19 protein-coding genes are annotated in these 22,298 nt (G+C 61.7%); 7 read left to right on the top strand and 12 right to left on the bottom strand.

What is annotated here, in order from left to right; genetic code table 11:
• The first annotated feature begins 44 nt into the window (after positions 1 to 44).
• Entirely contained in the window at positions 45 to 491 is a 447-nt protein-coding gene (locus JN524_RS16845) for a TadE/TadG family type IV pilus assembly protein (RefSeq protein WP_007963015.1), read from the top strand.
• Positions 488 to 3,235 carry a PAS domain-containing sensor histidine kinase gene (locus tag JN524_RS16840; RefSeq protein WP_202370054.1) on the top strand — a complete coding sequence of 916 codons (2,748 nt, stop codon included), beginning with the start codon at positions 488 to 490 and terminating at the stop codon, positions 3,233 to 3,235. The genes JN524_RS16845 and JN524_RS16840 overlap by 4 nt, the downstream gene beginning before the upstream one ends.
• On the opposite strand, the gene JN524_RS16835 is transcribed toward JN524_RS16840, so the two are convergent.
• The 5 genes from JN524_RS16835 to JN524_RS16815 all read right to left on the bottom strand — a co-directional run bounded on the left by JN524_RS16835 (position 3,232) and on the right by JN524_RS16815 (position 7,760).
• The gene (locus JN524_RS16835) at positions 3,232 to 5,220 is read right to left on the bottom strand and encodes a pilus assembly protein TadG-related protein (protein ID WP_202370053.1); all 1,989 of its coding nucleotides are present in this window, start codon (positions 5,218 to 5,220) and stop codon (positions 3,232 to 3,234) included. The two genes, JN524_RS16840 and JN524_RS16835, sit on opposite strands and share 4 nt — an antisense overlap.
• A gap of 255 nt (positions 5,221 to 5,475) precedes the next feature.
• Positions 5,476 to 6,033 (bottom strand): DUF4136 domain-containing protein, encoded by a 558-nt coding sequence (locus tag JN524_RS16830; RefSeq protein WP_103368076.1) that lies wholly within the window; start codon positions 6,031 to 6,033, stop codon positions 5,476 to 5,478.
• Positions 6,034 to 6,084: 51 nt separating this feature from the next.
• Positions 6,085 to 6,696 carry a DUF4136 domain-containing protein gene (locus JN524_RS16825; protein WP_202370052.1) on the bottom strand — a complete coding sequence of 204 codons (612 nt, stop codon included), beginning with the start codon at positions 6,694 to 6,696 and terminating at the stop codon, positions 6,085 to 6,087.
• Positions 6,697 to 6,708: 12 nt separating this feature from the next.
• Complete coding sequence (locus tag JN524_RS16820) at positions 6,709 to 7,458, bottom strand: methyltransferase (RefSeq protein WP_202370051.1); 750 nt, start codon at positions 7,456 to 7,458, stop codon at positions 6,709 to 6,711.
• The gene (locus tag JN524_RS16815; RefSeq protein ID WP_085703461.1) at positions 7,458 to 7,760 is read right to left on the bottom strand and encodes a MazG-like family protein; all 303 of its coding nucleotides are present in this window, start codon (positions 7,758 to 7,760) and stop codon (positions 7,458 to 7,460) included. Before JN524_RS16815 ends, JN524_RS16820 begins: the two co-directional genes overlap by 1 nt.
• Positions 7,761 to 7,999: 239 nt before the next feature.
• On the opposite strand from JN524_RS16815, the gene JN524_RS16810 reads away from it, so the two are divergent.
• Together JN524_RS16810 and JN524_RS16805 are read left to right on the top strand one after the other, a co-directional pair.
• On the top strand, positions 8,000 to 8,293 hold the full coding sequence (locus JN524_RS16810) for a hypothetical protein (protein WP_007963021.1): 294 nt from the start codon (positions 8,000 to 8,002) through the stop codon (positions 8,291 to 8,293).
• 151 nt (positions 8,294 to 8,444) lie between these two features.
• On the top strand, positions 8,445 to 9,794 hold the full coding sequence (locus JN524_RS16805; protein WP_202370050.1) for an MATE family efflux transporter: 1,350 nt from the start codon (positions 8,445 to 8,447) through the stop codon (positions 9,792 to 9,794).
• On the opposite strand, the gene JN524_RS16800 is transcribed toward JN524_RS16805, so the two are convergent.
• From JN524_RS16800 to JN524_RS16770, 7 genes are all read right to left on the bottom strand, one after another.
• Positions 9,788 to 10,663 carry an alpha/beta hydrolase gene (locus JN524_RS16800; RefSeq protein ID WP_202370049.1) on the bottom strand — a complete coding sequence of 292 codons (876 nt, stop codon included), beginning with the start codon at positions 10,661 to 10,663 and terminating at the stop codon, positions 9,788 to 9,790. The genes JN524_RS16805 and JN524_RS16800 overlap by 7 nt on opposite strands.
• 12 nt (positions 10,664 to 10,675) lie before the next feature.
• Positions 10,676 to 11,470 carry a DUF4123 domain-containing protein gene (locus tag JN524_RS16795; protein ID WP_202370048.1) on the bottom strand — a complete coding sequence of 265 codons (795 nt, stop codon included), beginning with the start codon at positions 11,468 to 11,470 and terminating at the stop codon, positions 10,676 to 10,678.
• Positions 11,467 to 12,804: a contractile injection system protein, VgrG/Pvc8 family gene (locus JN524_RS16790; protein WP_202370047.1), complete on the bottom strand. Its 1,338-nt coding sequence runs from the start codon at positions 12,802 to 12,804 to the stop codon at positions 11,467 to 11,469. The genes JN524_RS16795 and JN524_RS16790 overlap by 4 nt, the downstream gene beginning before the upstream one ends.
• Positions 12,805 to 13,034: 230 nt before the next feature.
• Entirely contained in the window at positions 13,035 to 14,948 is a 1,914-nt protein-coding gene (gene speA / locus JN524_RS16785) for an arginine decarboxylase (protein ID WP_003221289.1), read from the bottom strand.
• A 219-nt stretch (positions 14,949 to 15,167) separates the two neighbouring features.
• Positions 15,168 to 15,539 (bottom strand): translation initiation factor Sui1, encoded by a 372-nt coding sequence (locus JN524_RS16780; RefSeq protein WP_202370046.1) that lies wholly within the window; start codon positions 15,537 to 15,539, stop codon positions 15,168 to 15,170.
• A gap of 316 nt (positions 15,540 to 15,855) precedes the next feature.
• Positions 15,856 to 16,413 carry an NUDIX hydrolase gene (locus tag JN524_RS16775; RefSeq protein ID WP_202370045.1) on the bottom strand — a complete coding sequence of 186 codons (558 nt, stop codon included), beginning with the start codon at positions 16,411 to 16,413 and terminating at the stop codon, positions 15,856 to 15,858.
• 3 nt (positions 16,414 to 16,416) lie between these two features.
• The gene (locus JN524_RS16770; protein ID WP_007963034.1) at positions 16,417 to 17,484 is read right to left on the bottom strand and encodes a DUF2333 family protein; all 1,068 of its coding nucleotides are present in this window, start codon (positions 17,482 to 17,484) and stop codon (positions 16,417 to 16,419) included.
• Between the two features lie 426 nt (positions 17,485 to 17,910).
• Between JN524_RS16770 and gcbA the strand changes: the two genes are divergently transcribed.
• The 3 genes from gcbA to aroQ all read left to right on the top strand — a co-directional run bounded on the left by gcbA (position 17,911) and on the right by aroQ (position 22,294).
• Positions 17,911 to 19,581, top strand: coding sequence for a diguanylate cyclase GcbA (gene gcbA, locus JN524_RS16765; RefSeq protein ID WP_202370044.1), 1,671 nt, complete (start codon positions 17,911 to 17,913; stop codon positions 19,579 to 19,581).
• 51 nt (positions 19,582 to 19,632) lie between these two features.
• The gene (locus tag JN524_RS16760) at positions 19,633 to 21,579 is read left to right on the top strand and encodes a methyl-accepting chemotaxis protein (RefSeq protein ID WP_202370043.1); all 1,947 of its coding nucleotides are present in this window, start codon (positions 19,633 to 19,635) and stop codon (positions 21,577 to 21,579) included.
• A gap of 262 nt (positions 21,580 to 21,841) precedes the next feature.
• Positions 21,842 to 22,294 (top strand): type II 3-dehydroquinate dehydratase, encoded by a 453-nt coding sequence (gene aroQ / locus JN524_RS16755; RefSeq protein WP_025111759.1) that lies wholly within the window; start codon positions 21,842 to 21,844, stop codon positions 22,292 to 22,294.
• The last annotated feature ends 4 nt before the right edge of the window (positions 22,295 to 22,298 follow it).

Here is a 22,298-nt window from a genome sequence, read left to right as displayed (position 1 = left end):
TTCTATGCTGATACTACGCAGTGAACGTCAGGGTAGACGCAGTCATGAAAACCGGCTTCGCAAAATCACAGGCAGGCGCAGTGGCGATTGAATTCGCCTTGGTATTCGTGATTTTTTTTGCCGTGTTCTACGCATTGGTCAGCTACAGCCTGCCGTTTGTATTGATGCAGACTTTCAACGAGGCAACGTCCGAAGCGGTGCGCCGCAGCGTCGCAGTCGACCCCAATACCCCCGGTTACGCCTCCGTGGTGGTGAGCACTGCCAACACCGCGTTGACCCAGCAGTTGCAGTGGGTGCCATCCGCGCTGAACCTGGTGGTCGGCGTCGACACCTCGGCGGTATATGACGCCACTCAAGGTACGCTGACGGTCAGAGTCGATTACCCCACCAGCAAGCTCAATCAGGTCATTCCGTTTCTGGTGCTGCCGGGCGTGGGGGCAGTGCCGAGCCTGCCCGCCACCCTCTCCGCCGCGTCGAGCCTGAAATTTTGACCGCCGGCGACAATCTGTTCGGGCGCCTGCTCAAGCGCGCGCCACCGCCGGCCAACGAATTGCCCGATCATCTCGGTGCTCCGCCGCTGGGCTTGCACCTGCAACTGGACCACGACGGCTGTGTGTTGCAAATCGCCGGGCCGTTGCGTCATCTGTTGGCGCAACAGCCGCCCCACGACTCACCGTCGCCGTTGTCGGCTTATTTACTCGCACACAGTACGCTGGCGATCGAAGGCCGCCCGCAGGACTGGCAGGGGCAAATGCTCGATCTGGATTTTTCCGGCCTGAGCGATCAGACCCTGCACCTGCGCGGCTGGGCGCAGCCTTCGGCGGCGGGCTGGGTACTGCAACTGATGGACATCGGCGACCTGCTGCTGGAGCGCCAGCAGTCGCGCAATCGTGAAGCCTGTCAGGCCCTCGCCGGGCAGATCAGCGAACACCTGCGCGTCTGCAGCCTGACGCGTCTGCCGATGGTGCTCAGCGAGCAATTACAGGCCATCGCCCAGCGCTGGCATATCCCGTGTCTGGCCATCGCGCTGCTCGATGAACAGGCACAGGGCTGGCAAATCTACGAGCAATATCGCGCCCACGACGCGCCGCTGCTGTGGCAGGACGGCCAGCGTCTGGGCACACCGCTCGACAGCCTCAACGGCAGCGCGCCGCAACGCCTTGGCGCCCATCATGGTTTGTACGAACACGCGCGGGTGGAGGCGACGTTCGGCAACGCCGATGGTTTCGCCGTGCCCTACAGCGATGATCGTGGGGTGGTCGCGTGGCTGCTCTGTGGCTTCTACACCGTGGACGTTGCCGCCCCGCACCTCAACGACCGCGACTGGATGGCCCTGACCAGCGCACTGGCCGGCCCGTTGCTCAGCCGCCTGCGAGAACAGCAACATCATCACTACACCGAACGCCTCGAATCGCTGCAGACCCTGCTTGGCACCGGTTGGTGGGAAATGCTCGGTGACGAGGTGCTGCTGGCCCCGTCGCTGCTCAACGTATTGTCGGCGGACAGTGCGCGCATGCCAGTGCAAGACTGGCTGGCACTGATTCATCCGGCCGATCGCGAAGAACTGCGCAGCCGCCTGCACGCCCTGCAATTGCATGGCGAAGCGCTGACCCTGTGCGTGCGCCTGCACCGCAGCGGCCCCGGACAAACGCCTCTGTGGTATCGCGTTCAGGGCCAGGTCGCCGGTACTGGTGAACAGCGGCGGCTGGTGGGGTTCATGCTCGACATCAGCGACACGCGCAACCAGCAGCAACGCGCCGAAGCCGCCCATGCCCGGCTGGATAACCTGATCGCCAGTTCGCCGGCAGTGATTTATGTGCAGCGCTACGTCGAGGGTGCGCTGCTTGCGGACTTTTTCAGCGCCAGCCTGCAGCCGCTGCTGGGCTGGACGCCGGCCGAGGGCTGCGCCGCCGACTGGGTGCAACTGATTCATCCTGAAGACCGCGAACTGTATTTCGCCCGCACCCGCCAGCTATTGCGCGAAGGCTCGGTGCGCGCGCGTTATCGCCTGCGCGACGCGCGCGGCGAATACCACTGGCTGCTCGACGAAGCCAAGCTGCTGCGCAACGACCTTGGCCTGCCGGTCGAAGCCGTCGGCCTGTGGCTGGACGTCACTGAAGCGACCCTCGCCGCCGAACAGGTCAGGCTCAGCGAGGAACGCTATCGGATTCTGGTGGAAGACTCACCGGCGATGATCTGCCGTTATCGCCCCGACCTGACCCTGACCTTCGGCAACCGGCCGCTGGCGACTTATCTGGAATGCACCCCGGAGCAATTGCCGGGGGTCGATCTGGGCAGCTGGATGTCCGACGAACAACGCGCCGCCTTCGTCCAGCGTCTGGCGCTGCTGACCCCGGCGTTGCCGGTGAGCACCGCCGAAATCAGCCTCCAATTACCCGGTCGCGAACATGCGTGGTGGGTATGGTCCGATCGCGGGGTGTTCGATGAACACGGGCGCTTGCTTGAAGTGCAGGCCGTGGGCCGTGACAACACCGAGGTGCGGCGCTCACAGCAGCAACTTACACAAAGCGCAAAAATGGCCACCCTCGGCGAAATGGCTACCGGTCTGGCCCATGAAATCAATCAGCCGCTGAACGTGATGCGCATGGCCATCGTCAACGTACTCAAGCGCCTGGGTAACGGTGATGTGCAGATCGACTATTTGACCGACAAGCTCAATCGCATCGACGCCCAGGTGCAGCGTGCGGCGAAAGTGGTCGATCACATGCGCGTGTTCGGCCGCCGCTCGGAGATCGAGCAGCAACTGTTCAACCCGGCCTCGGCCATCGAAGGCACCTTGTCGTTGCTGGCCGAAGGCATGCGCGGCAAAGGCGTCGACCTGCGGATCAGCGAAACCGCTTTCAGCGTGCAGGTGCGCGGTTATGTCGATCAGCTGGAACAGGTGCTGATCAACCTGATGGTCAACGCCCGCGATGCGCTGCTCGGCAAACGCGAGAAAGACTCATCGTTCAAGCCATGGATCTCGATTTATGCCGAGCGCGACGAGCACAAGGTGCGGCTGTGGGTCGAGGACAACGGCGGCGGCATCGACCCGCGCTTGCTGGAACGGATTTTCGAACCGTTCTTCACCACCAAACCGGTGGGCGTCGGCACCGGGCTGGGGCTGTCGGTGAGCTACGGCATCATCGAAAACATGGGTGGTCATTTGAGCGTGCGCAACTCGCTGGAGGGCGCACGTTTCTGCATCGAGTTACCGATTGCCCCGGACGCCTAGATCACCAGATAGGCCTTGCCGGTCTGGCCGCAGGTCATGTTGGCACCGACGTCGACGTCCATCAGGTTGATGCCCAGGCTTTTCAGCAGATTGTTGAGCAATGGGTCGAGCAATGGGCTTACCAGGTTGGTCACAACAGGCAGCAGATGATTGGTGACATCACTGATCAATGAGGCGACGCCAGTCACAATTGCGCCTAGCGGATTACTACCTTGTGGCCTGTATACGATCAAATTGATCCCCGCCAACGTATTGCTCAGGCTGCCGACGATATTGGAGGTCGGCGCAGCTGATTGCACGCTCGGCGGTAGTTTCAGGTTGGCGGGCGTTGCGAATGGCGTACCGCTGGAAAACAACAAGTCCTGCGAGTTTTGCGCAACGCTGGTATCCAGCATGATCGCGATACCGCCGGCACCGTATTGAATATGCGAATTGGGGTCACAACTGCCGAGCCCAACGACCCGGTAGCACGTCGCGATGCCAAGATCGATCAGCGGCAAGGGCGTGACCGTCGGCTCGGCTGAAGATGAGAAGGCATTGGTCGGGTCGATCTTGCCGAGCTTGAGGTCGGCAATCGAGGTAATGGTATGCGCCGTCAGGCTCTTGGTACCGGTGGATCCGTTCGGGCAACTGTAATCAGTGACATAACTTTTGGCACCACCGGCATCCAGGCTGATATCGATTCTCGGCGATGGCAAAAGCAGTGGGTCCAGTTGCTGACAGCCAAGGCAGACCACCGAGTTCAGCACTGCCACCAGATTCAGGCCGAGCACAGCATTGAGCGTCGAGGTCAGCCCACCCACCAGGCCCAGCACCGCGTTGGTCAGCCCGGCCACCCCGCTCAATACCGGCAGATCCACCGAGAGCATCGTGCGGATCTGCGCCGTGCGCACATAAATCCGGTCCGCCCCCAACGGATTGGCTTTGGCCCGCGCCGGATCACCAATCGCCGAGAACTGCGGCGGCTCGATCACCTTGACCCGCACCGTGACATTCGCCAGCCCCAGCACGCTGATCGGCAAGGTCGCGGCCACCGCGCTTTTGCTGTTGGCCAGTTGCACCACACCCTGAATCAGTTGCAGCAGTTGCAGGTTGGCATCCAGCCCGGCTGCCGTGGTACCGGTCTGCAACTGCAGGATGTCGCCGAGTTTGACCGGCGCAGCATTGATCGCCGCAACCTGCAGCTGACCCAACGCAGTAATCACCGTGGCGGTCGCACCATTGAGCTGCACCACCGTCGCGGCCGCCTGAATCAGTTGGGTGACCGTGGCCTGGGTGTTGAGCAGTTGCGTGTAGTTGCCGGCGGCGACGTTGAGGTTGATCGCCAGTTGATTGAGGTAGCTGAGCAGGTTGATGTCGGTGTTGAGCAGACCGTCCCAACCCAGAGCCGTGAGGTTGACGTTGCCGCCGAGCAGCCCGGAGAACAGCGGATTGAGAATGTTCGACTGCGCTGTGTTGATGCTCGCCAGCGTACTGCGGATGTTCAGTTGCGCAACCGTCGGGGTCGGTTGCGCGGCGACGGCTGAGGCGTTGAGTGTGGTGTTCAGACTGACCGTCGAGCCGCTGAACAAGGCCTGCACACCGCCGGCAAAACTGGTGGTCACCGTGCGGCTGGCGTCCACTTTGATTGCGCTCGACCGGGTGGCATCGACGGTGAACGCACGCAGGCCGCTGGCCGCGGTCTGCACACTGCCGCAGGTCGTCGCGAGGGTGTTGTTGCTATCGACGATGTAGCCATTGCGCACCGCGCTTTGCCCGGCATAAGTGGCGGCGCTCAGACCGGACTGACAATTGCCGCCGCGACTGACCGCTTCCAGCGCCGCGCTGTCGACCACCCGCTGCAACTTGCGCTGTTCCATGTACAGCCGACCGGTATCGACCACCAACAGCATCAACACCAGCGCCAGACTGAGGGTGGCAGCCGCCATCAAGCCGATCGCCCCGTGTTGCCGGACCGGGCCGTTGAATTGCGTACGAGGCGACATGGCGCACTCCTTTGCCGGCGCGTTGCCGAGCGCTACCTCCGATGGTGGATTTGAGTGTAGACGGCGCTAGTGGCAACGCGCCATTTGGTGCCGCACAAAACCCTGCAGACCTCGTCTGCTCGCGAATGCGCTGTGTCATTCAACATGGATGTGGCTGACACGCCGTCTTCGCGAGCAAGCTCGCTCCCACAAGGGGGGTTTGTGGTGGGGCAAAAAAATGGGAGCCTCTTGGGCTCCCGTTTTTTTTACAGCGGACTAGCGCGGTGGATAGTTGGCCAATATCCGGCCCACCGTTTCGCGCACCGCGTTGCTGCGATCCTGTGGATTGGGCGTGCTGCTGAGCATCTGCTCATCGCTGCCACGCCACACCAGTTTGCCGTCCTTGCCGTCGAGCAGATCGATCTGGATCGTTGCCACCTTGTAGGTGATGTTGCGCGTTTCGTTGTACATCGGCGCGCCCCAGTAACCGTTCCACGGGCCACCCCAACCGCCGCCGTAGTTGGTGGTCACTTGCTGCTGGCGATCCTCGACAATCAGGTAGGTCTGCACGCTCAGGTCGCCCTTGGCTCCCGCAGCGGCAGGACGCAAACCGCGTTGATCAAGTTGATCGCTGACGGCCTGGCGAATGCGCTGCTCGGTCAGATCGCTCTTGATCCGTGGATCATCCGGGCGGTATTGCAGCGCCGGTTCTTTCCAGCTCCAACTGCGATAGGCGGCGAAGTCGCGGCTGGCGTCGAAGTCATGGTTGACCTGGTTGGCAGCGCAAGCACTGAGCAGCGCGGCCATGGCCAGTAAAGCGAGACGACGGAACATGGTTGTTCTCCGGTTGAAGGCCTGAACCTGCGAAGCGTTCTCACATGAAGTCTAGCTCGGCGGATACGCCGACAGGGCTTTTTCCAGAGCCTCGCGAATGGCGTCGGTGCGCACCAGTTGGCTGCCCTGGTTGGCGGTTTCGGCGCTGGCGCTCCATACCGGTTGACCGGTGACGGCATCGAACAGATTGACCTGTACCACCACGACCTGCTCCTGATAAGTACGAACAATCGGCACAGTGTTGTACATGCCGTAACCGCGCCCGTAGCGATCATAGCCACTGTATCCGCCGTAGTAGCCGTAGTCGTCCTGCACCTGACGCAAACGGGTTTCCAGACGCAGGTTGGCGCTGACCAGCAAATCGGCGGGACGGTTATCGTGCAACGGACGCAACCCGCGCTGATCCAGCGCATTGCTCACCGCTTCGGCCACTTGCGCCGAATCGGCCCAGGCCGTGCCCGGCGGCAATTGCCCGTTGAGCCAGGCCCAACTGCGATAGCGCCCGTAATCACGCGGTGGCGCCGGATAGGCGCTGCGATCAAAGGTGTTGGCCGCTTGCGGCGGCGCTGGCGGCAACGGCCGCGACTGCGCGACGTACGGGTTGCTGCCCTGGCAGGCGGCCAGCCCCAGACAGATCAGCAATAACCCGAGTTGAGCTTTCATGTGGTGCTCCGATCAGATCGGCCGGCAGATCCAGTGCAAGTAACGCCCAAGCCCGGCGAAGCTTGGGTGACGACGGTGTGCGAGTTCCATCTCCAGCAAGTCCGCCAGTTCGGCGCGGGCCTGAAATTCCACCGGCATGTAGTCGTGGAAAACCCGGATCCCGCTCTGGGTTTCGACCTGCCACAAGTCTTCGAGTTGCGTTGCCAGTTCCCGCGGATCGAGCGGTTGCTGCGGGGTCAGGCTCTGCTTTTCACCGGCCATGGTGTTCTTGCGCATCTTCTTGAAATGGCCTTTGAGCAGGTTGCGATAAATCAGCGCATCACGGTTGTAGAACGCCAGCGACAGCCAGCCACCGGGTTGGGTCAGTTGATGCAGCACCGGCAGGATCGCATGGGGTTCGGCCAGCCATTCGAGCACCGCGTGGCAGATCACCAGATCGTAGGGCTCGGTGAGCTGACCGAGCAGTTCCTGCCACGGTGCCTGAATGAACGTTGCACTCTGCCCGGCTTCGGCGAAGCGCTGGCGAGCACCTTCGAGCATCGGTTCGGCCGGCTCGGTGAAGGTCACCTGATGGCCGCGCTCGGCCAGCCACAGCGACATGTGGCCCAGACCGCCGCCGATGTCCAGCACGCGCAACGGTCGATCCGGCAACGCTTCGGCAAGGTCGGCCTGCAACACCGCGAGGCGAATCGCGCCTTTGGCGCCGCCGTAGATTTTTTCGGCGAAACGGGTCGCCAACTGATCGAAATGTCGGTCGCTCATCAGCTGAACCGCCGTTCGCTGTCGGCGAGCTTGCTGCGCACCACTTCATTCATGTCCAGCCCCAACTCGCTGCACAGCAGCAACAGATACAGGACGATATCGCCGACTTCCTGCCCGGCATGCGCCAGTTTGTCTGCCGGCAACTGGCGCGACTGGTCTTCCGTCAGCCACTGGAAGATCTCCACCAGCTCGGACATTTCCACGCTGGCAGCCATGGCGAGGTTTTTCGGGCTGTGAAATTGCCGCCAGTTATTGCGGTCACGAATGGCGTGCAGGCGTTCGGTCAGTTCAACAAGGTTCATCGGGCTCTCCTGAAGGCGTATAGCTTCGGGGGGTTACGCGTTGAAGGCAAGGCCCATGTTGGAGCTGCCGCAGGCTGCGATCTTTTGATCTTGCCCTTGAAAATCAACAGCAAAAGATCGCAGCCTGCGGCAGCTCCTACAGATTTTCCGTTCGGCGCAGCATTGGGCCATACTCCTGGCAGGGAACTCGGCCACCCGCGTTGTGGCCCAAGGCTCAGCTCTTTCATCAGGATGCACACATGCAGGTAGAAAGCTTTTTCGAATGGCTCGGCCAGGCACTCGGTTCGATCATCCGTTTCATCGTCGATGGGCTCAGCGGCCTGTTCAACATTCTGAGCAATGCCGGCGGCAACTTTGTCGATGGCCTGGCGAAGACGCTGGGCATGGACACCTCGATCATCAGCATCCTCGCGCTGATCGTCGGCCTGATGCTGCTGTGGTCGGCAATTCGCGCGTTCATGAATGCGTCGATCATTGCCGGGATCATCTGGCTGCTGTTGGGGTTGTGGTTGTTGAGCTGGATTATTCATTAGCCCTTGTGGGAGTGAGCCTGCTCGCGAAGCCGCCAGATCAGTCAAAACAGCTCTGAATGACACACCGCTTTCACGAGCAGGCTCGCTCCCACATTGGTTGCATCGCAGGCCGTACGAATCGCTACAATCCCCGCTCCCCCAAGGAGCCCGCATGTCCAACCTGATTGCCGACTGGCGCGACCGTCCGACTCACCGCAAGGTCTGGGCGCTCGCCGCACCGATGATTCTTTCGAATATTTCCGTGCCGCTGGTGGCGCTGGTCGACAGCACCGTCATCGGCCACCTGCCCCATGCCCATCAATTGGGCGCGGTGGCGGTCGGGGCCAGCCTCTATACCTTTCTCGCCTGGGCCATGGGTTTTCTGCGCATGGGCACCACCGGGTTTGCCGCGCAGGCCGCTGGGCGCAGCGATGGCGCGGCGTTGCGGCAGATTCTGTTGCAGGGTTTGCTGCTGGCGCTGGGACTGGCAATCGTGCTCGGCACTCTCGGCGTGCCATTGAGCGGCGTGGCCCTGCACTTCATGCAGCCGTCAGCCGAACTCGATCAACTGACCCGCGAGTTCTTCCACACCCGGTTATTCGGGCTGCCGGCAGCGCTGGCCAGTTACGCCCTGGTCGGCTGGTTTCTCGGCACCCAGAACGCCCGGGCGCCGCTGGCGATTCTGCTGAGCACCAACCTGATCAACATCGCTCTGAACATGTGGTTTGTGATTGGCCTGGAATGGGGGGTGGTCGGCTCGGCCCGGGCCTCGGTGATTGCCGAGTGGAGTGGCGCCCTGCTCGGCCTGTGGCTGACCCGTGGCGCCTTGCGCGCCTATCCCGGGCACATCGTCTGGGCAGCGTTGAAAGTGTGGCGGAGCTGGCGCCCGTTGCTGGCGGTCAACCGCGACATTTTCATCCGCAGCCTGGCGCTGCAATCGGTGTTTTTCCTGATCACCGTGCAAGGCGCGCGCTTGGGCGATGCCACGGTGGCAGCCAACGCCCTGCTGCTCAACGGCTTGCTGTTGACCGCGCATGCACTGGACGGTCTGGCGCATGCGGTCGAAGCGTTGTGCGGACACGCTATCGGTGCCCGTGATCGCCTCGCCCTGCGCCGTTCATTGGTCGTTGCCGGCGGCTGGTCGCTGCTGGCCAGCGTCGGTTTTGCCGCGCTGTTTCTGTTGGGCGGACACTTGTTCATCGAAATGCAGACCGACATCCAGAGCGTGCGCGACACCGCATTCATCTATCTGCCGTATCTGGCGGTACTGCCGCTGATTGCAGTCTGGAGCTACTTGCTCGACGGCCTGTTCATCGGCGCTACTCGCGCCCGGGAAATGCGCAACGGCATGCTGCTGACCGTCGCCCTGCTGCTGCCGTTCGCCTGGGCATTACAGGGACTGGGCAATCATGGGCTGTGGCTAACATTCCTGCTGTTCATGGTCTTGCGCAGCCTGACCCTCGGCGCACTGGCCCTGTGGCTGCGGCGAAACGACGGCTGGTTCAGCGGTGCTGCTCACTGAGCCGGTGTGTGTTTGACGAACGCGACGACCTGATCGAGCACCGGCGCCAGCCGTCGAAGTGGCCGCGACAGGGTCGCCACCAGCGTTACATGATTGGGGCGCGAGTAGTACAGATCCTGCACCGGGACGCCTGCCTCGCGCAGTTTGCGCGCCAGACCTGCGGTGTTGCGCGTCGGGTTGACCAGATTGTCCCTGGTCGCGGCGATCAGCAGCGCCGGGGGTTCACCGCTACGGACATGGTTGATCGGCTGCGATTGCGGCGGTGAGTCGGGCCAGAAGAACACCGGACGCACCTGCGGATTCTTGATTGGCAGGAAATCATACGGCCCGGCCAGGCCGATCCAGCCGCTGAGGTCTTCTGGCGACATGCCCACCGCACCGAGCAGACCAGGATCCAGCGCCAGCATCGCCGCGTTGTAAGCGCCGGAACTGTGGCCCATCAGGTACAGGCGTTGCGGGTTGCCGGAGAACTCGCGGATATGCGCCCGGGTCCAGGCCACCGCCCGCGCCGAGTCCTCAAGAAACAGCGGATAGCGCACTTGCGGGTACAGCCGATAATCTGCCAGCACCGCAACAATCCCCCGTGACGCCAGCGCCTCGCCGACAAACGCGTAATCGCCGCGATCACCGCTGTTCCAGCTGCCGCCGTAGAAGAACACCACGACAGGCGCGCCCTCCAGTGGCTGGCGTGGCACGTAGACGTCGAGTTTCTGTCGCGGATCATCGCCATAGGCAATCCCGGTGGTGCTGTGGAACGTGTCGTCGGGGGTCAGCGCATTGAGCACCTTGACCGGGGAACATCCGGTCAGCACCAGCAGCAGGAACCCGCCAAGCATTGCGCCGAACCTTTGCCACAGAGGGTTTGCCATGGATGCCGCACCTCAGGGTTGATCTGTCTGCCAGAGTTGTCGCACATGATCGAGGCGTTCCTGCTGGCTCAGCCCGTCCGGCACGCCAGGCAGTTGCGCCCGGGGATGCTGCAAGCGTAGCCACAACCAGCCATCCAGCAGCGTGCGGTCGCTGAAACCCAGGCTCAGCCCCTCCTGCACATGGGAGGCCATGCGCGCGTAGTCGGTTCCCATTGATTGGCACCAGCGCCAGATGTGTTGTTCCAGCAGGCAACTTTGCAAACGTTCGCGCTGACGATGGGTGAGGCTTTCGTCGATCCCCAGCGGCTCGACCGCCCACTGCGGATTGCGTAGTTGCTGCCAGCCTTGACTGCCCATGGCGAGATCGGCCCAGGTGCCACCGAACCAGCGCACCAGGCGGATCGGCCCGAGCCAGCGGCTCAAGTCGGCGGCATCGCAGGCATCGAAGAAATAACTCGCTGTCTGCCGGTTGTAGTAACCGAGCAAGGCGCGGTGATTGAGTCCGAACGAAACCGTTAGCATCCGCCGCAGGTGACGCAGCAGTATCGGTGGCGAGGCATCGCTGGCAAGCAGCAGACCGCGCCAGGTCTGCGGATCGCGATGACACAGCGCAGCCAGTGCCGGGCTCTCGTGCATTTCGACCAACAGGGGCCCGTGCTCGCTCACCGCCTGAAACTCGGTGCCCTCGAACAGCCGCGTGCAACGCACACCGGCGAAGCCCTGACGCAGTGTCGCCAGCGCCTGCTGTGCATCGGCGCCATCGAGCAACAGCCACTGTGCCTGCTGGGCAAACCCGACGCCGCTCAAGTGGCGGCGCCCTGATCCAGCGACGCGACCAGCCGGCAACTGCAGATCGACGCCGTGCAGTGGTTGTAACTGCCGCCGCCGGGCATCAGGCACAACAGCAACAGCGGTTCGGCGGACTTGAGCCATTGCGCCAGACCTGCGCTCGGCAGCACCTCCGGCAGCGCCGCTACTTCCTCGCAGTCCTCGATCAGCACCGGCTCCTGCAGCACGCCACTGATCACTGGCTGATCCGGGTCGCCCTCATGAAAACTCACCACCACTTCGACACCTTCTCGCAAGGATGCCAGCGACGCGTCGCTCAACGCCGCCGCGAGCGGCAGCCAACAGTGGCTGGCGGCAGCGCCTTCGCCTTGATAGACCCAGTCGAATTGCACGGCCACCGGCCGCTGATCGTCGGGCTGCGGTTCATCGACCGTCACCACCCAGGCACGTTGCAGGCTGTGCATGCGCGGCCTGGCACAAGTGCTGGCCGGCGTGGGCAGTGGCGCCTGGGCGCTGGCAACGATGCGGTTGCTGTAAGACGGCTCGCTGGCGGGGTCGGCACGATGCTCGATCCGGCTCAGCAACCAGCGGCGGTTGCACTCGGCAAGGGGATGCGCGGCGAGCGTCAGCCACTGCGCGCTGCGCAAGCTCGGCAGATCGCTGTGGCCATAAGCTTTGCGGGTACCGACTGTTTGCGCTTGCGGATCCGCGGCCTGCACCTCTATCTGCCAGCGTCTTACCGAAGGTGCGCTCGCGCCAGTGTCCACAGAGGCCACACCAGAAACCGGCAACAGCGCCGGATCATCGGTGAAGACCAGACAGTGTCCGTCGGGCCGATGTTCGAAGTAGTAATGAATCCGTGCCTGCGCGCAGAGCCGCTGCACGAATTGCAGGTCCGATTCACGGTATTGCGTGCAAAAGGTGCGCACCGGGTAGTCGCCGTGCAAATCAAAGCGGCGCTGCATGCCAGTGATTCCGTGCTCCTTGAGCACCTGCGCGAGGATCTGCGGCACACACTGACTGCTGAAAATCCGCTGACTGAAACGCAGTGCCAGACAACTCAGCTTCGGCTCCAGGGTCACCTGACACAATCGGCAACCCTCACCGTGTTCATGCTGGACCACACTCTGCAACTGTCCGCTCAAGCCATTTTGCAAGGGACCGAACTGCAGGAACGCCGAGCGATACAGCAGACCGGCCAGATTCAATTGCGGATCATCGATCAACAGATCGATGGTAAAGACAAAGGGTTCGCTGATGCCCTCGCTTCCGGTAAAGGCCAGCACCTCGAAGGGGTCGGGCAGCCCCGCTACATCGAGACGAAACGACGGCTCGTTGACTGATTCGAACATGGGCGGATCTCTACAGGAGGGGCGGCCGGGGATTCTCGCCGAGAGCCATGGCCGAGTAGAGAGCTGAAGTACAACTTAGGAAATGACCTACGCGAAAAGCAGACCGGATGACTCTACGGACTGTGATAGGCAGTCATTTCGCGGGGAATTTGGGAGATATCCCACCGGGTCATCCGAATTTTCCACAGCATGAGGGAAAATTTCAGACAACCCGGTGCAACAGGCCTGACTCAGGAAGACAGGTAGGAGGAGCGGGTCAGACCCAGACGCAAGGCATCGAGGAACTGCGTGCGCTCGCTGGCACTGATGCGGGCACTGGCGCACTTGTCGCGGTAGTGGGTCATCAGTTCTTCCGGCGACAAGTGCACGTAGCGCAGCATGTCTTCGATGGTGTCGTGGGTCTCGATACCGGCGTGGTACACGCTGCCATCGGCGTTCTGGTAGATGTTCACCGAGTCGGTGTCACCGAACAGGTTGTGCATGTCGCCGAGGATTTCCTGATAGGCGCCGACCAGGAACACGCCCAGCAGATAGTCCTCACCTTCGTTCAGACCGTGTACCGGCAGGCTGGTCTCGATGCTCTGCTCGTCGACGTACTGGTTGATCTTGCCGTCGGAGTCGCAGGTCAGGTCTTGCAGCACCGCGCGACGCAGCGGCTCTTCATCCAGACGATGCAGCGGGATGATCGGCAGTACCTGATCGATCGCCCAGGTGTCCGGCAGGCTCTGGAACACCGAGAAGTTGCAGATGTACTTGTCGGCCAGCTTGTCGTTGAGTTCGTCGAGCACCTGACGGTGCGAACGCTGACGCGCCTTCAACGAGTTGTGCAGGCGACGGCATACAGCGAAGTAGCACTGCTCGGCCAGGGCTTTTTCCGCCAGGGTCAGTTTGCCGTCGGCGTACTGCGAAGCCACGTCGCTCATGTAGTGGGTGGCGCGCCAGTAAGTCTCGGTGACCATTTCGATATCGGTCGGGCCGAGCAGGTCCACCAGCCACTGTACGGTTTCCGGCAGGTTTTCCTTGTTTTCGATCAGCGGGATTTCGTCGTTGTGTTTCTCGACGTCGGTCACCTGCACCACCAGCATCGCGTGGTGCGCGGTCAGCGAGCGGCCGCTTTCGGAGAAGATGTGCGGATGCGGCAGACTCTGCGCGTCGCAGAACTCCTTGAGCATGCCGACCACGACACCGGCGTAGTCGTCCATGTCGTAGTTGATCGAACTGGCATTGCGCGAGTGGGTACCGTCGTAGTCGACACCCAGACCGCCGCCGACGTCGATGTGATCGACCGGCAGGCCCAGGTTGCGCAACTCGCCGTAGTAACGGATGGCTTCCTTGAAACCGTGCTGATAGTCAGCCAGGTTGGCAATCTGCGACCCCATGTGGAAGTGCAGCAGACGAATACCCTGATCGAGGCCGGCCGCGCGGAAGCGCTCGACCACCGACAGCAGTTGCGCCGCCGACAGACCGAACTTGGATTTCTCGCCACCGGTGTCCGCCCACTTCGAGGACGCCAACGACGACAGGCGCACGCGCAGACCGACCTGTGGCTTGACCTTCAGCGAAGCAGCTTCTTCGATCACCAGGCCGACTTCGGATTCTTTCTCGATGACGATGAACACATTGTGGCCGAGCTTCTGGCCCATCAGCGCCAGACGGATGAACTCGCGGTCCTTGTAACCGTTGCAGACGATGGTGCCGCCCTTCGGCGCCAGCGCCAGCACCGCCAGCAGCTCAGGCTTGGAGCCGGCTTCCAGACCGATGGAAACGTTCTGGGTGGCGATGATGTTCTCGATCACCGCCTCTTGCTGGTTGACCTTGATCGGGTACAGCGCGGTGTACTTGCTCTGGTATTCCAGGCGCTCGATGTTTGAGTCGAAAGCACCGGTCAGCTGACGGACACGGTCTTGCAGAATGTCGGGGAAACGTACCAGCAACGGCAGGGACAAGCCGCTCTTGCGCAGTTGGTCGACTTGTTCGAACAGGTCGATGGGCGAGCTGCTCGGGCCGTTCGGACGAACTTCGACGCGACCGGCGTCATTGATCGCGAAATACCCGGCCCCCCAATGGCGAATCCCGTAAACACTGCGGCTGTCCGCAACTGTCCATTGGCTGCCATCGTCTTTACGTGTGCGTCGTACGGACATCGAAGTCCCCTATAAAGAAGTCATAGTGCGTCGCCTGATATCAGGCCGGCGCAGTCTAAAGAATGAAAATGACGGTTCGTCAGCGCGGCGGTAGACCGCGCTGACCGCGTGTAGTTTAGAAACCGGTCATGAACAGGCTCTGTGAAAACCATGGAGACGACGCCGGATCTGAACTGCTTCAGTGCCGGATCAAGCCGCAGATGGATTTCACAGAGGCTGCTAGCCGCCGGACTTCTTCGCTTTGAAACCGTGTTTGATCAGCTCAGCCAAGAGTAGCTCGACATGATCGCCCTGGATTTCGATGATCCCGTCCTTCAACGCCCCACCGGTGCCGCAACGTTTCTTCAACGTTGTCGCCAGCTCCTTGAGGGCGTCTTCGGCCAGAGGCACGCCGGTGATGGTGGTCACCGTCTTGCCGCCACGGCCCTTGCTCTCGCGACGCACGCGGGCAATGCCGTCCCCGGCCGGGATCACGGTTTGTTTGCAGATACAGACGTCCACCGGTTTACTGCATTCCGGGCAATGACGACCTGCGTCGGTGGAAAATACCAGGCCACCAAGGGCGGCGAAGGATGCGGCTTTTTTGGCCACCGGCAATCCTCTTGGGAGGACAAAGACTGATCGCGACCTTGGGCAAGGTCATCGACCGCGAAGCCCCACTCAGGCAGGGGCAGCGCTACTGCACCGAAATCGTTGAACCGCTCGACTTCGACCTGTAGGAGCTGTCGAGTGCAACGAGGCTGCGATCTTTTGATCCTGATCTTCAAGGATCAAAAGATCGCAGCCTTCGGCAGCTCCTACATGCCTGTAGTCGTTCAGGCCCACGTCAAACCATTCGATGCAGCTTGAAAAGGTCGCGCAGTGTAACGGCAAAAAGCGCAATTGCTAAGAGCCAATCGGCGCCAATTTATGTGTTCTTTGCGACGCCACTCTGCTGAGCCTTCAGATAGCGCTTCAAGGCTGCCAAGGAGTCCGGGCAGTAAGGCTTTTCCTGGATTTCCAGCAGTACCTGTTCGACCGGAACAAAGCGTGCTTCCAGCACTTCTTCCGGCTGCAGTTTCAGCGGGCCGTCCCACACCGCGGAAAATGCCGAGCACCACAGGCGATTGCCGGTGTCCTCGAAGAAAAAATGATCGTGGGCGGTCAATTCCACCCCGCTCACACCCAACTCCTCTTCCAGCTCGCGGGCCGCCGATTCGGCGTAGGTCTCATCGGCCTGTACCATGCCGCCGGCTGCCACATCCCAGTAACCGGGATAGATCGCCTTGCTCAGGGTGCGTCGATGCACGCAGAGCTCACCAGCGGAATTGAACAACATGATGTAGGTGCCGCGACCGATCAGCCCGCGCTCACGCAGATCGGCCCGCACCAGGGCGCCGAGCAGGTTGTCCTGCTCGTCGACCCAGGCGATCTGTTCAGCATCGGAGGCGGCGCGGTGCGCCGCCTCTTTGGCGCTATCGACCATGACTCAGCCCTGATTGAGCAGTTGACGCAGATCGATCACTGCGGCGTTGGCCCGGGAAATGTAGTTGGCCATGACCAGCGAGTGGTTGGCCAGCACGCCGAAGCCGCTGCCGTTGAGAATCATCGGGCTCCAGACCGGCTCCTGCGATGCTTCCAGTTCACGGATGATCTGACGCACGCTGACCGTAGCGTTCTTCTTCGCCAGCACATCGGCGAAGTCCACTTCGATGGCGCGCAACAGGTGCGACAGCGCCCAGGCCTGGCCGCGCGCTTCGTAGAACACGTTGTCGATCTGCATCCACGGAGTCTCGACAACTTCCTCGTCAACCTGCGGCACTTCGCCTACCGCCGGCACTTCGGTTTTCAGCGCGGTGTTGAGCTTGACCCGGCCGACACTGGCCGAAAGGCGTTGCGACAGCGAACCCAGACGGGTGCCGACATCGCCCAGCCAGTTGTTGAGGTTGTCGGCGCGGGCGTAGAACAAGGCGTTTTTCTGCGTTGGATCAGATAGACGCGCCTGGTAACGGCTCAGGGAGTTGATGCCTTCCTGATATTCCGATTCGCTCGACGGCAGGATCCAGCTCTTGTTGTCAAAGTTGAAACGCGGTTCGGCCTTGGCCAGGTCGGCATCTTCGGCCGACTGCGACTGCGAACGGGCAAAGTCCTTACGCAGGGCACGGGTCAGGTCACGCACCTGCACCAGCACGCCGTATTCCCAGCTCGGTGTGTTGTCCATCCACAGGCCAGGCGGGAAACGGTCGTTGGAAATGTAGCCGCCCGGTTTGTTCAGCAACGTACCGGCAACGGTCTTGAGGGTTTCGACCGTGGTGTAGCCGACGACCATTTGCTTGCCTTCTTTCTCGGCAGCCGCCTGAGCATTTTGCGCCACCGGGAACAGTGCGGGCTCCTGGCTCCAGTACCAGCCCAGGCCGATGGTCACCAGCAGATAAATGCCGATCAGCGTGGCCAGCGCGCGGCTGAACAACAGCCCGCCCACATAGCTGCGGGTGGCCGACTTCGGCTCGGCGGCACGTTCAGGCGCGCTGCCCGCGCGGTTCTTCCAGTCCAGCATGGCGATATCCTTTCAATCACTTGGGTTCAACGGTTCGACCACAACCATACAACAACGTGCCAAGGCCGGCACCCGCCATTGAAGAGAAGCAGAAAATCCACGGAAGGCCCGACATCGAACTGCGAACTCTCTAGGGGTTTCCCTGATACACCGTCACCAACTTGACCCCGAATCAGACGTTTGCAGATCAGCGCCTGTGCGCAGCACAGCGTTGTGCACAAAGGCTTTTTCACCTATTGAGCAGCACGACACGCCCGGTTTTCGGGAGGCTAAGCGACGAACAGGTCCATTCTGATACCGCCCGGTCAGAAACTGAATTGTGCAGCACCGCAGATTATTGACGCACGACACTCATATAAGGGAAAAGAGGTGCTAGCATAGAGCCACCAGTCGATCTCAGCATGCGCCCTAACTAGTAGTCAGGATATGACCGAGCCAGAAGACCCCAGCCGTGAGCGCCTCAAGCACCACTTTGCCCAGCGGGTAATTCATCAGGCACGTCAGATTCTTGAGATATGGCAGCGCCTGCAACGCAGTGAGTGGTCCACCGCCGACCTCGCCGAACTGAGCGAGGCCAATCTGCGCCTGCTGCGTTTTGCCGAGCGCTTCGAGCAGCCCGAGCACACGCAACTCGCGCGTCATATCGGTCAGTCGCTGGAAGCGGTGGACGCCAATCGCGGACGCCTGAGCAGCGGCTTGATCACTGACCTCAATCGTTTGATGCAGCGCCTGTCGCGCACCGGTCTGCGGCATGGCGATCAACTCGACCAGACCTTCCTGCCGCCGTTGCGCAAACCGATCTACGTCATGTTGCAGGATCACGACCGCGCCGAGCGGCTGGCCAAGCAGCTGGAATTTTTCGGCCTGACCGCGCAGGCGCTGGACAGTGTCGCGGCATTTCGCTCCTCGATGGTCGAGCGCTTGCCCGCCGCGATCGTCATGGACGTGGACTTCAGCGGCGCAGGCGTCGGCTTGCAGCTGGCTGCCGAAGCCCAGGTCGGCCTGGAAGAACCGCTGCCGCTGCTGTTTTTCAGCCTGCACGAAACCGACACCCCGACCCGCCTCGCCGCCGTGCGCGCCGGCGGCCAGGAATTTCTCACCGGCACCCTCGAAGCGTCGAGCCTGCTGGAGAAGATCGAAGTCCTGACCTGCGTCGCCCAGTACGAACCTTATAAAGTGCTGATCATCGACGACTCCCGCGCCCAGGCCTTGCACACCGAACGCCTGCTCAACAGCGCCGGAATCGTCACTCGCACCCTGATCGAACCGATCCAGGCGATGGCCGAACTGGCGGACTTCCAGCCGGATCTGATCATCCTCGACATGTACATGCCGGCCTGCACCGGCACCGAATTGGCCAAGGTCATTCGCCACAACGACCGCTACGTCAGCGTGCCGATCATCTACTTGTCGGCCGAGGACGATCTGGATAAACAGCTCGACGCCATGAGCGAGGGCGGCGACGATTTCCTGACCAAACCGATCAAGCCACGACACCTGATTACGACTGTGCGCAACCGCGCCGCCCGCGCGCGCAATCTCAAGGCACGCATGGTCCGCGACAGCCTCACCGGCCTGTACAACCACACGCACATCCTGCAATTGCTCGAAGACTGCTCGTTCCGCGCCCGTCGCGAGAACAAGCCGCTGAGCTTCGCCATGCTCGACATCGACCACTTCAAACGGGTCAACGACAGCCACGGCCACCCGATGGGCGACAGAGTGATCAAGAGCCTGGCGCTGTTCCTCAAGCAACGCCTGCGCAAGACCGATTTCATCGGCCGTTACGGCGGCGAAGAATTCGCCATTGTCATGCCCGACACCGATATAGAAGCGGCGCACAAAGTGCTCGACGAGATCCGCCAGCGCTTCGCCGAAATCCACTACCCGGCGCAACCGCACGATTTGTGGTGCACCTTCAGCGCAGGCGTGGTGGAAATGCACGAGGAGTCCGACAGCCTGATGATGGCCAGCCAGGCCGACGAAGCGCTGTACCGCGCCAAGGGTGCCGGACGCAATCGAGTACAAACCGCGCGCGACCCAAAGCAAAGTGCCACCTTTTCATCGGAATCCACCGATTCGGTCATAACCCTGTAACAGAACCGCAATAAATTCAGGCGCTTACCATTTCTGCCGTTGGTAGCCGTCATGCGCCTGAAGTTGCTCACCAATCTCAACACTTTGTTGCTGGTCGCCGTTTGCGTGGCGCTCGGCGCGACGCTGTGGTGGTCGCAAAAAGCCCTGGAGCGTCCGTATCTGTTGATGGAGCGCTACCTGGGCCTGTCGCAGCAATTTCAGAATGACGTGGCACGCAATGTCGAGGACTACCTCGCCAGCGGCGACGCCCTGCGCCTGAGCAGCGCCAGCCAAGCCATTGAGAGCTTGCAGAAGGAGCTCGGCGAACTGCCGCCGACACTGGCCGAGACCCTGCGACCAAGCCTGTCTAGCCTGGAAGAATTCAGCAAAACCGACCTGCTCGCGGCCGGCAAACTGGCCGGTGATCCGCAGGCGTTGCTGTTGCAGGCCGAGCGCGAACTGAGCGCCAGCCTCGATCAACTCAGCACTTATGCCAATGGCAACGCGACGTACCTGACACCGCTGCTCATCGCCTCGCAGCACCTGGGCAAGCTGTCGCTGGCCCGCGACAAACTGGTCAGCAGCGGCCGCAGTGAACTCGCGGCCGACGTCGAGCGCGAAGTCGACAACATCCGCACCCAGGCTCAGGCCATCGACGCCCTGCCCCTGCTCGGCGTGGTCGCCAAGCATGAATCCGGCAGTGATGATTTCGCCGCGATGATGGGCATCGAAAGCACAGAAAAAGCCGCAGCCGAAGACGCCGGGGTCGGCCTCAAGCGTGAACTTAACAGCCTGCTCGGTCGCTACCCGGCGGAGCTGGCACGCACCCGCGAGCAGATCCAGAAACGCACTGACCTGAGCACCGCGACCCATTTGAAGATCGCCGCCGTGCAGCAAGCCATCGCCGGACTCGAACCGGTGGTACGCGCCCAGCACGGGCAGATTCAGGGCGAAGTGCGCCTGATGCAGGGCGTGATGATCGGCCTGATTCTGCTGATCGCGCTGCTGATCGACACCTTGCAGCGGCGCCTGTCGCGCACTCTGACCAACCTCGCTCCGGCGCTGTCGACCTGGGCCGAAGGCGATTTCAGTCTCGACATTCAACTGGGCAAGACCAACCGCGAACTGCATGACATCGAAGCGTCGCTGAACCGCCTGCGCGCGTATTTGGTGGATCTGGTCGGGACGATTCGCGGTAATGCCGAACAGGTGGCCGGCAGCAGCCGTACGCTGGCCGAACTGAGCAACGACCTGCACAGCGGCGCCGAGCATCAGGCCGGCGACACCGCGCTGATCCGCGATTCACTGGGCGAACTGGAAGCGACCATTCAGCAGGTCGCTGGCGATGCACGGCAGGCAGCCGATGCCAGCCGCCATGCCGGGCTGGCCGTCGAACACGGACAAACCGTGATCGGCCAAAGCCTCACCGGCCTGCACGCGCTGGTCGGCGAAGTCCAGGGTAATGCGCAGATGATCGAGCACCTGGCCGAAGAGTCAGCGACCATTGGCGGCGTGCTGACGGTGATCCGTTCGATTGCCGACCAGACCAACCTGCTGGCCCTGAATGCGGCGATCGAAGCGGCGCGGGCCGGGGAAATGGGCCGTGGTTTTGCAGTGGTGGCCGAAGAAGTGCGCTCACTGGCGCAACGCACGGCGGGCGCCACGGCGGAAATCCAGACGCTGATCGCCGGCCTGCAAAGTGCTGCCCGACAATCGGTCGAAGGCATGCGCGCGCAGGTCGAACACGCCGAAGCCACGGCCAGTCAGGCACAAGCGGCGGACGGTGCGCTGGATAAAATCGTCGGCGCGATCCAGACCATTTCCGACACGGCGATCCGCATCGCCGATATCACCGCGCAGCAGAGCGGCGCGGTCAGCGAAATCCGTGATCACAGCGAGCGGATTCATCAATTAGGCGGGGATAACCTGTTGCGCATCGGCGAGGGCCGCGAACAGGGCGAGAACCTGCTGGTATTGGGCGGGCAACTGCATACGGCCGTACAAGCCTTCCGCGTCTGATCACGCTCCCTGCAGGTGCTGTCGAGTGAAACGAGGCTGCGATCTTTTGATCTTGCTTTTAAAAACCAGGATCAAAAGATCGCAGCCTGCGGCAGCTCCTACATAGTTTGCCTTCAGTGACCGGATCAAACCACTCAGTCACAAATTTCGCGCAAACATCGGTCATCGTGCTGGCTATTGCAGAGAACTGGACAGTCATAAAGTCTTTGCGGCATAGTCGCCGGGTTCTGACGACTGCTCATTCATAACAAGGAACATGCAGATGGCAACGCTACTGGTGCTGCACGGCCCCAACCTGAACCTGCTCGGCACCCGCGAACCCGGCACTTACGGTTCAACGACCCTGGCGCAGATCAATCAGGATCTGGAGCGCCGCGCCCGTGAAGCCGGCCATCATCTGCTGCATCTGCAAAGCAACGCCGAGTACGAATTGATCGACCGCATCCACGCTGCTCGCGGTGAAGGTGTGGATTTCATTCTGATCAATCCAGCAGCTTTTACGCACACAAGTGTCGCATTACGTGACGCGCTGCTGGGAGTGAGCATCCCATTCATCGAAGTGCATTTGTCCAACGTGCACAAGCGCGAACCTTTCCGCCATCACTCTTACTTCTCCGATGTAGCGGTGGGAGTGATCTGCGGCCTTGGCGCCAGCGGTTACCGACTGGCCCTGGAGGCCGCACTAGAGCAGCTTGAAACACAGGCAACGACTTGAACCA

It is taken from the genome of Pseudomonas sp. MWU318, assembly GCF_016756945.1.
GTDB classification, from domain to species: Bacteria; Pseudomonadota; Gammaproteobacteria; order Pseudomonadales; family Pseudomonadaceae; genus Aquipseudomonas; species Aquipseudomonas putida_A.
Note: the sequence above shows the minus strand (reverse complement) of the source record. Positions and strands in the feature narration are given on the sequence as shown.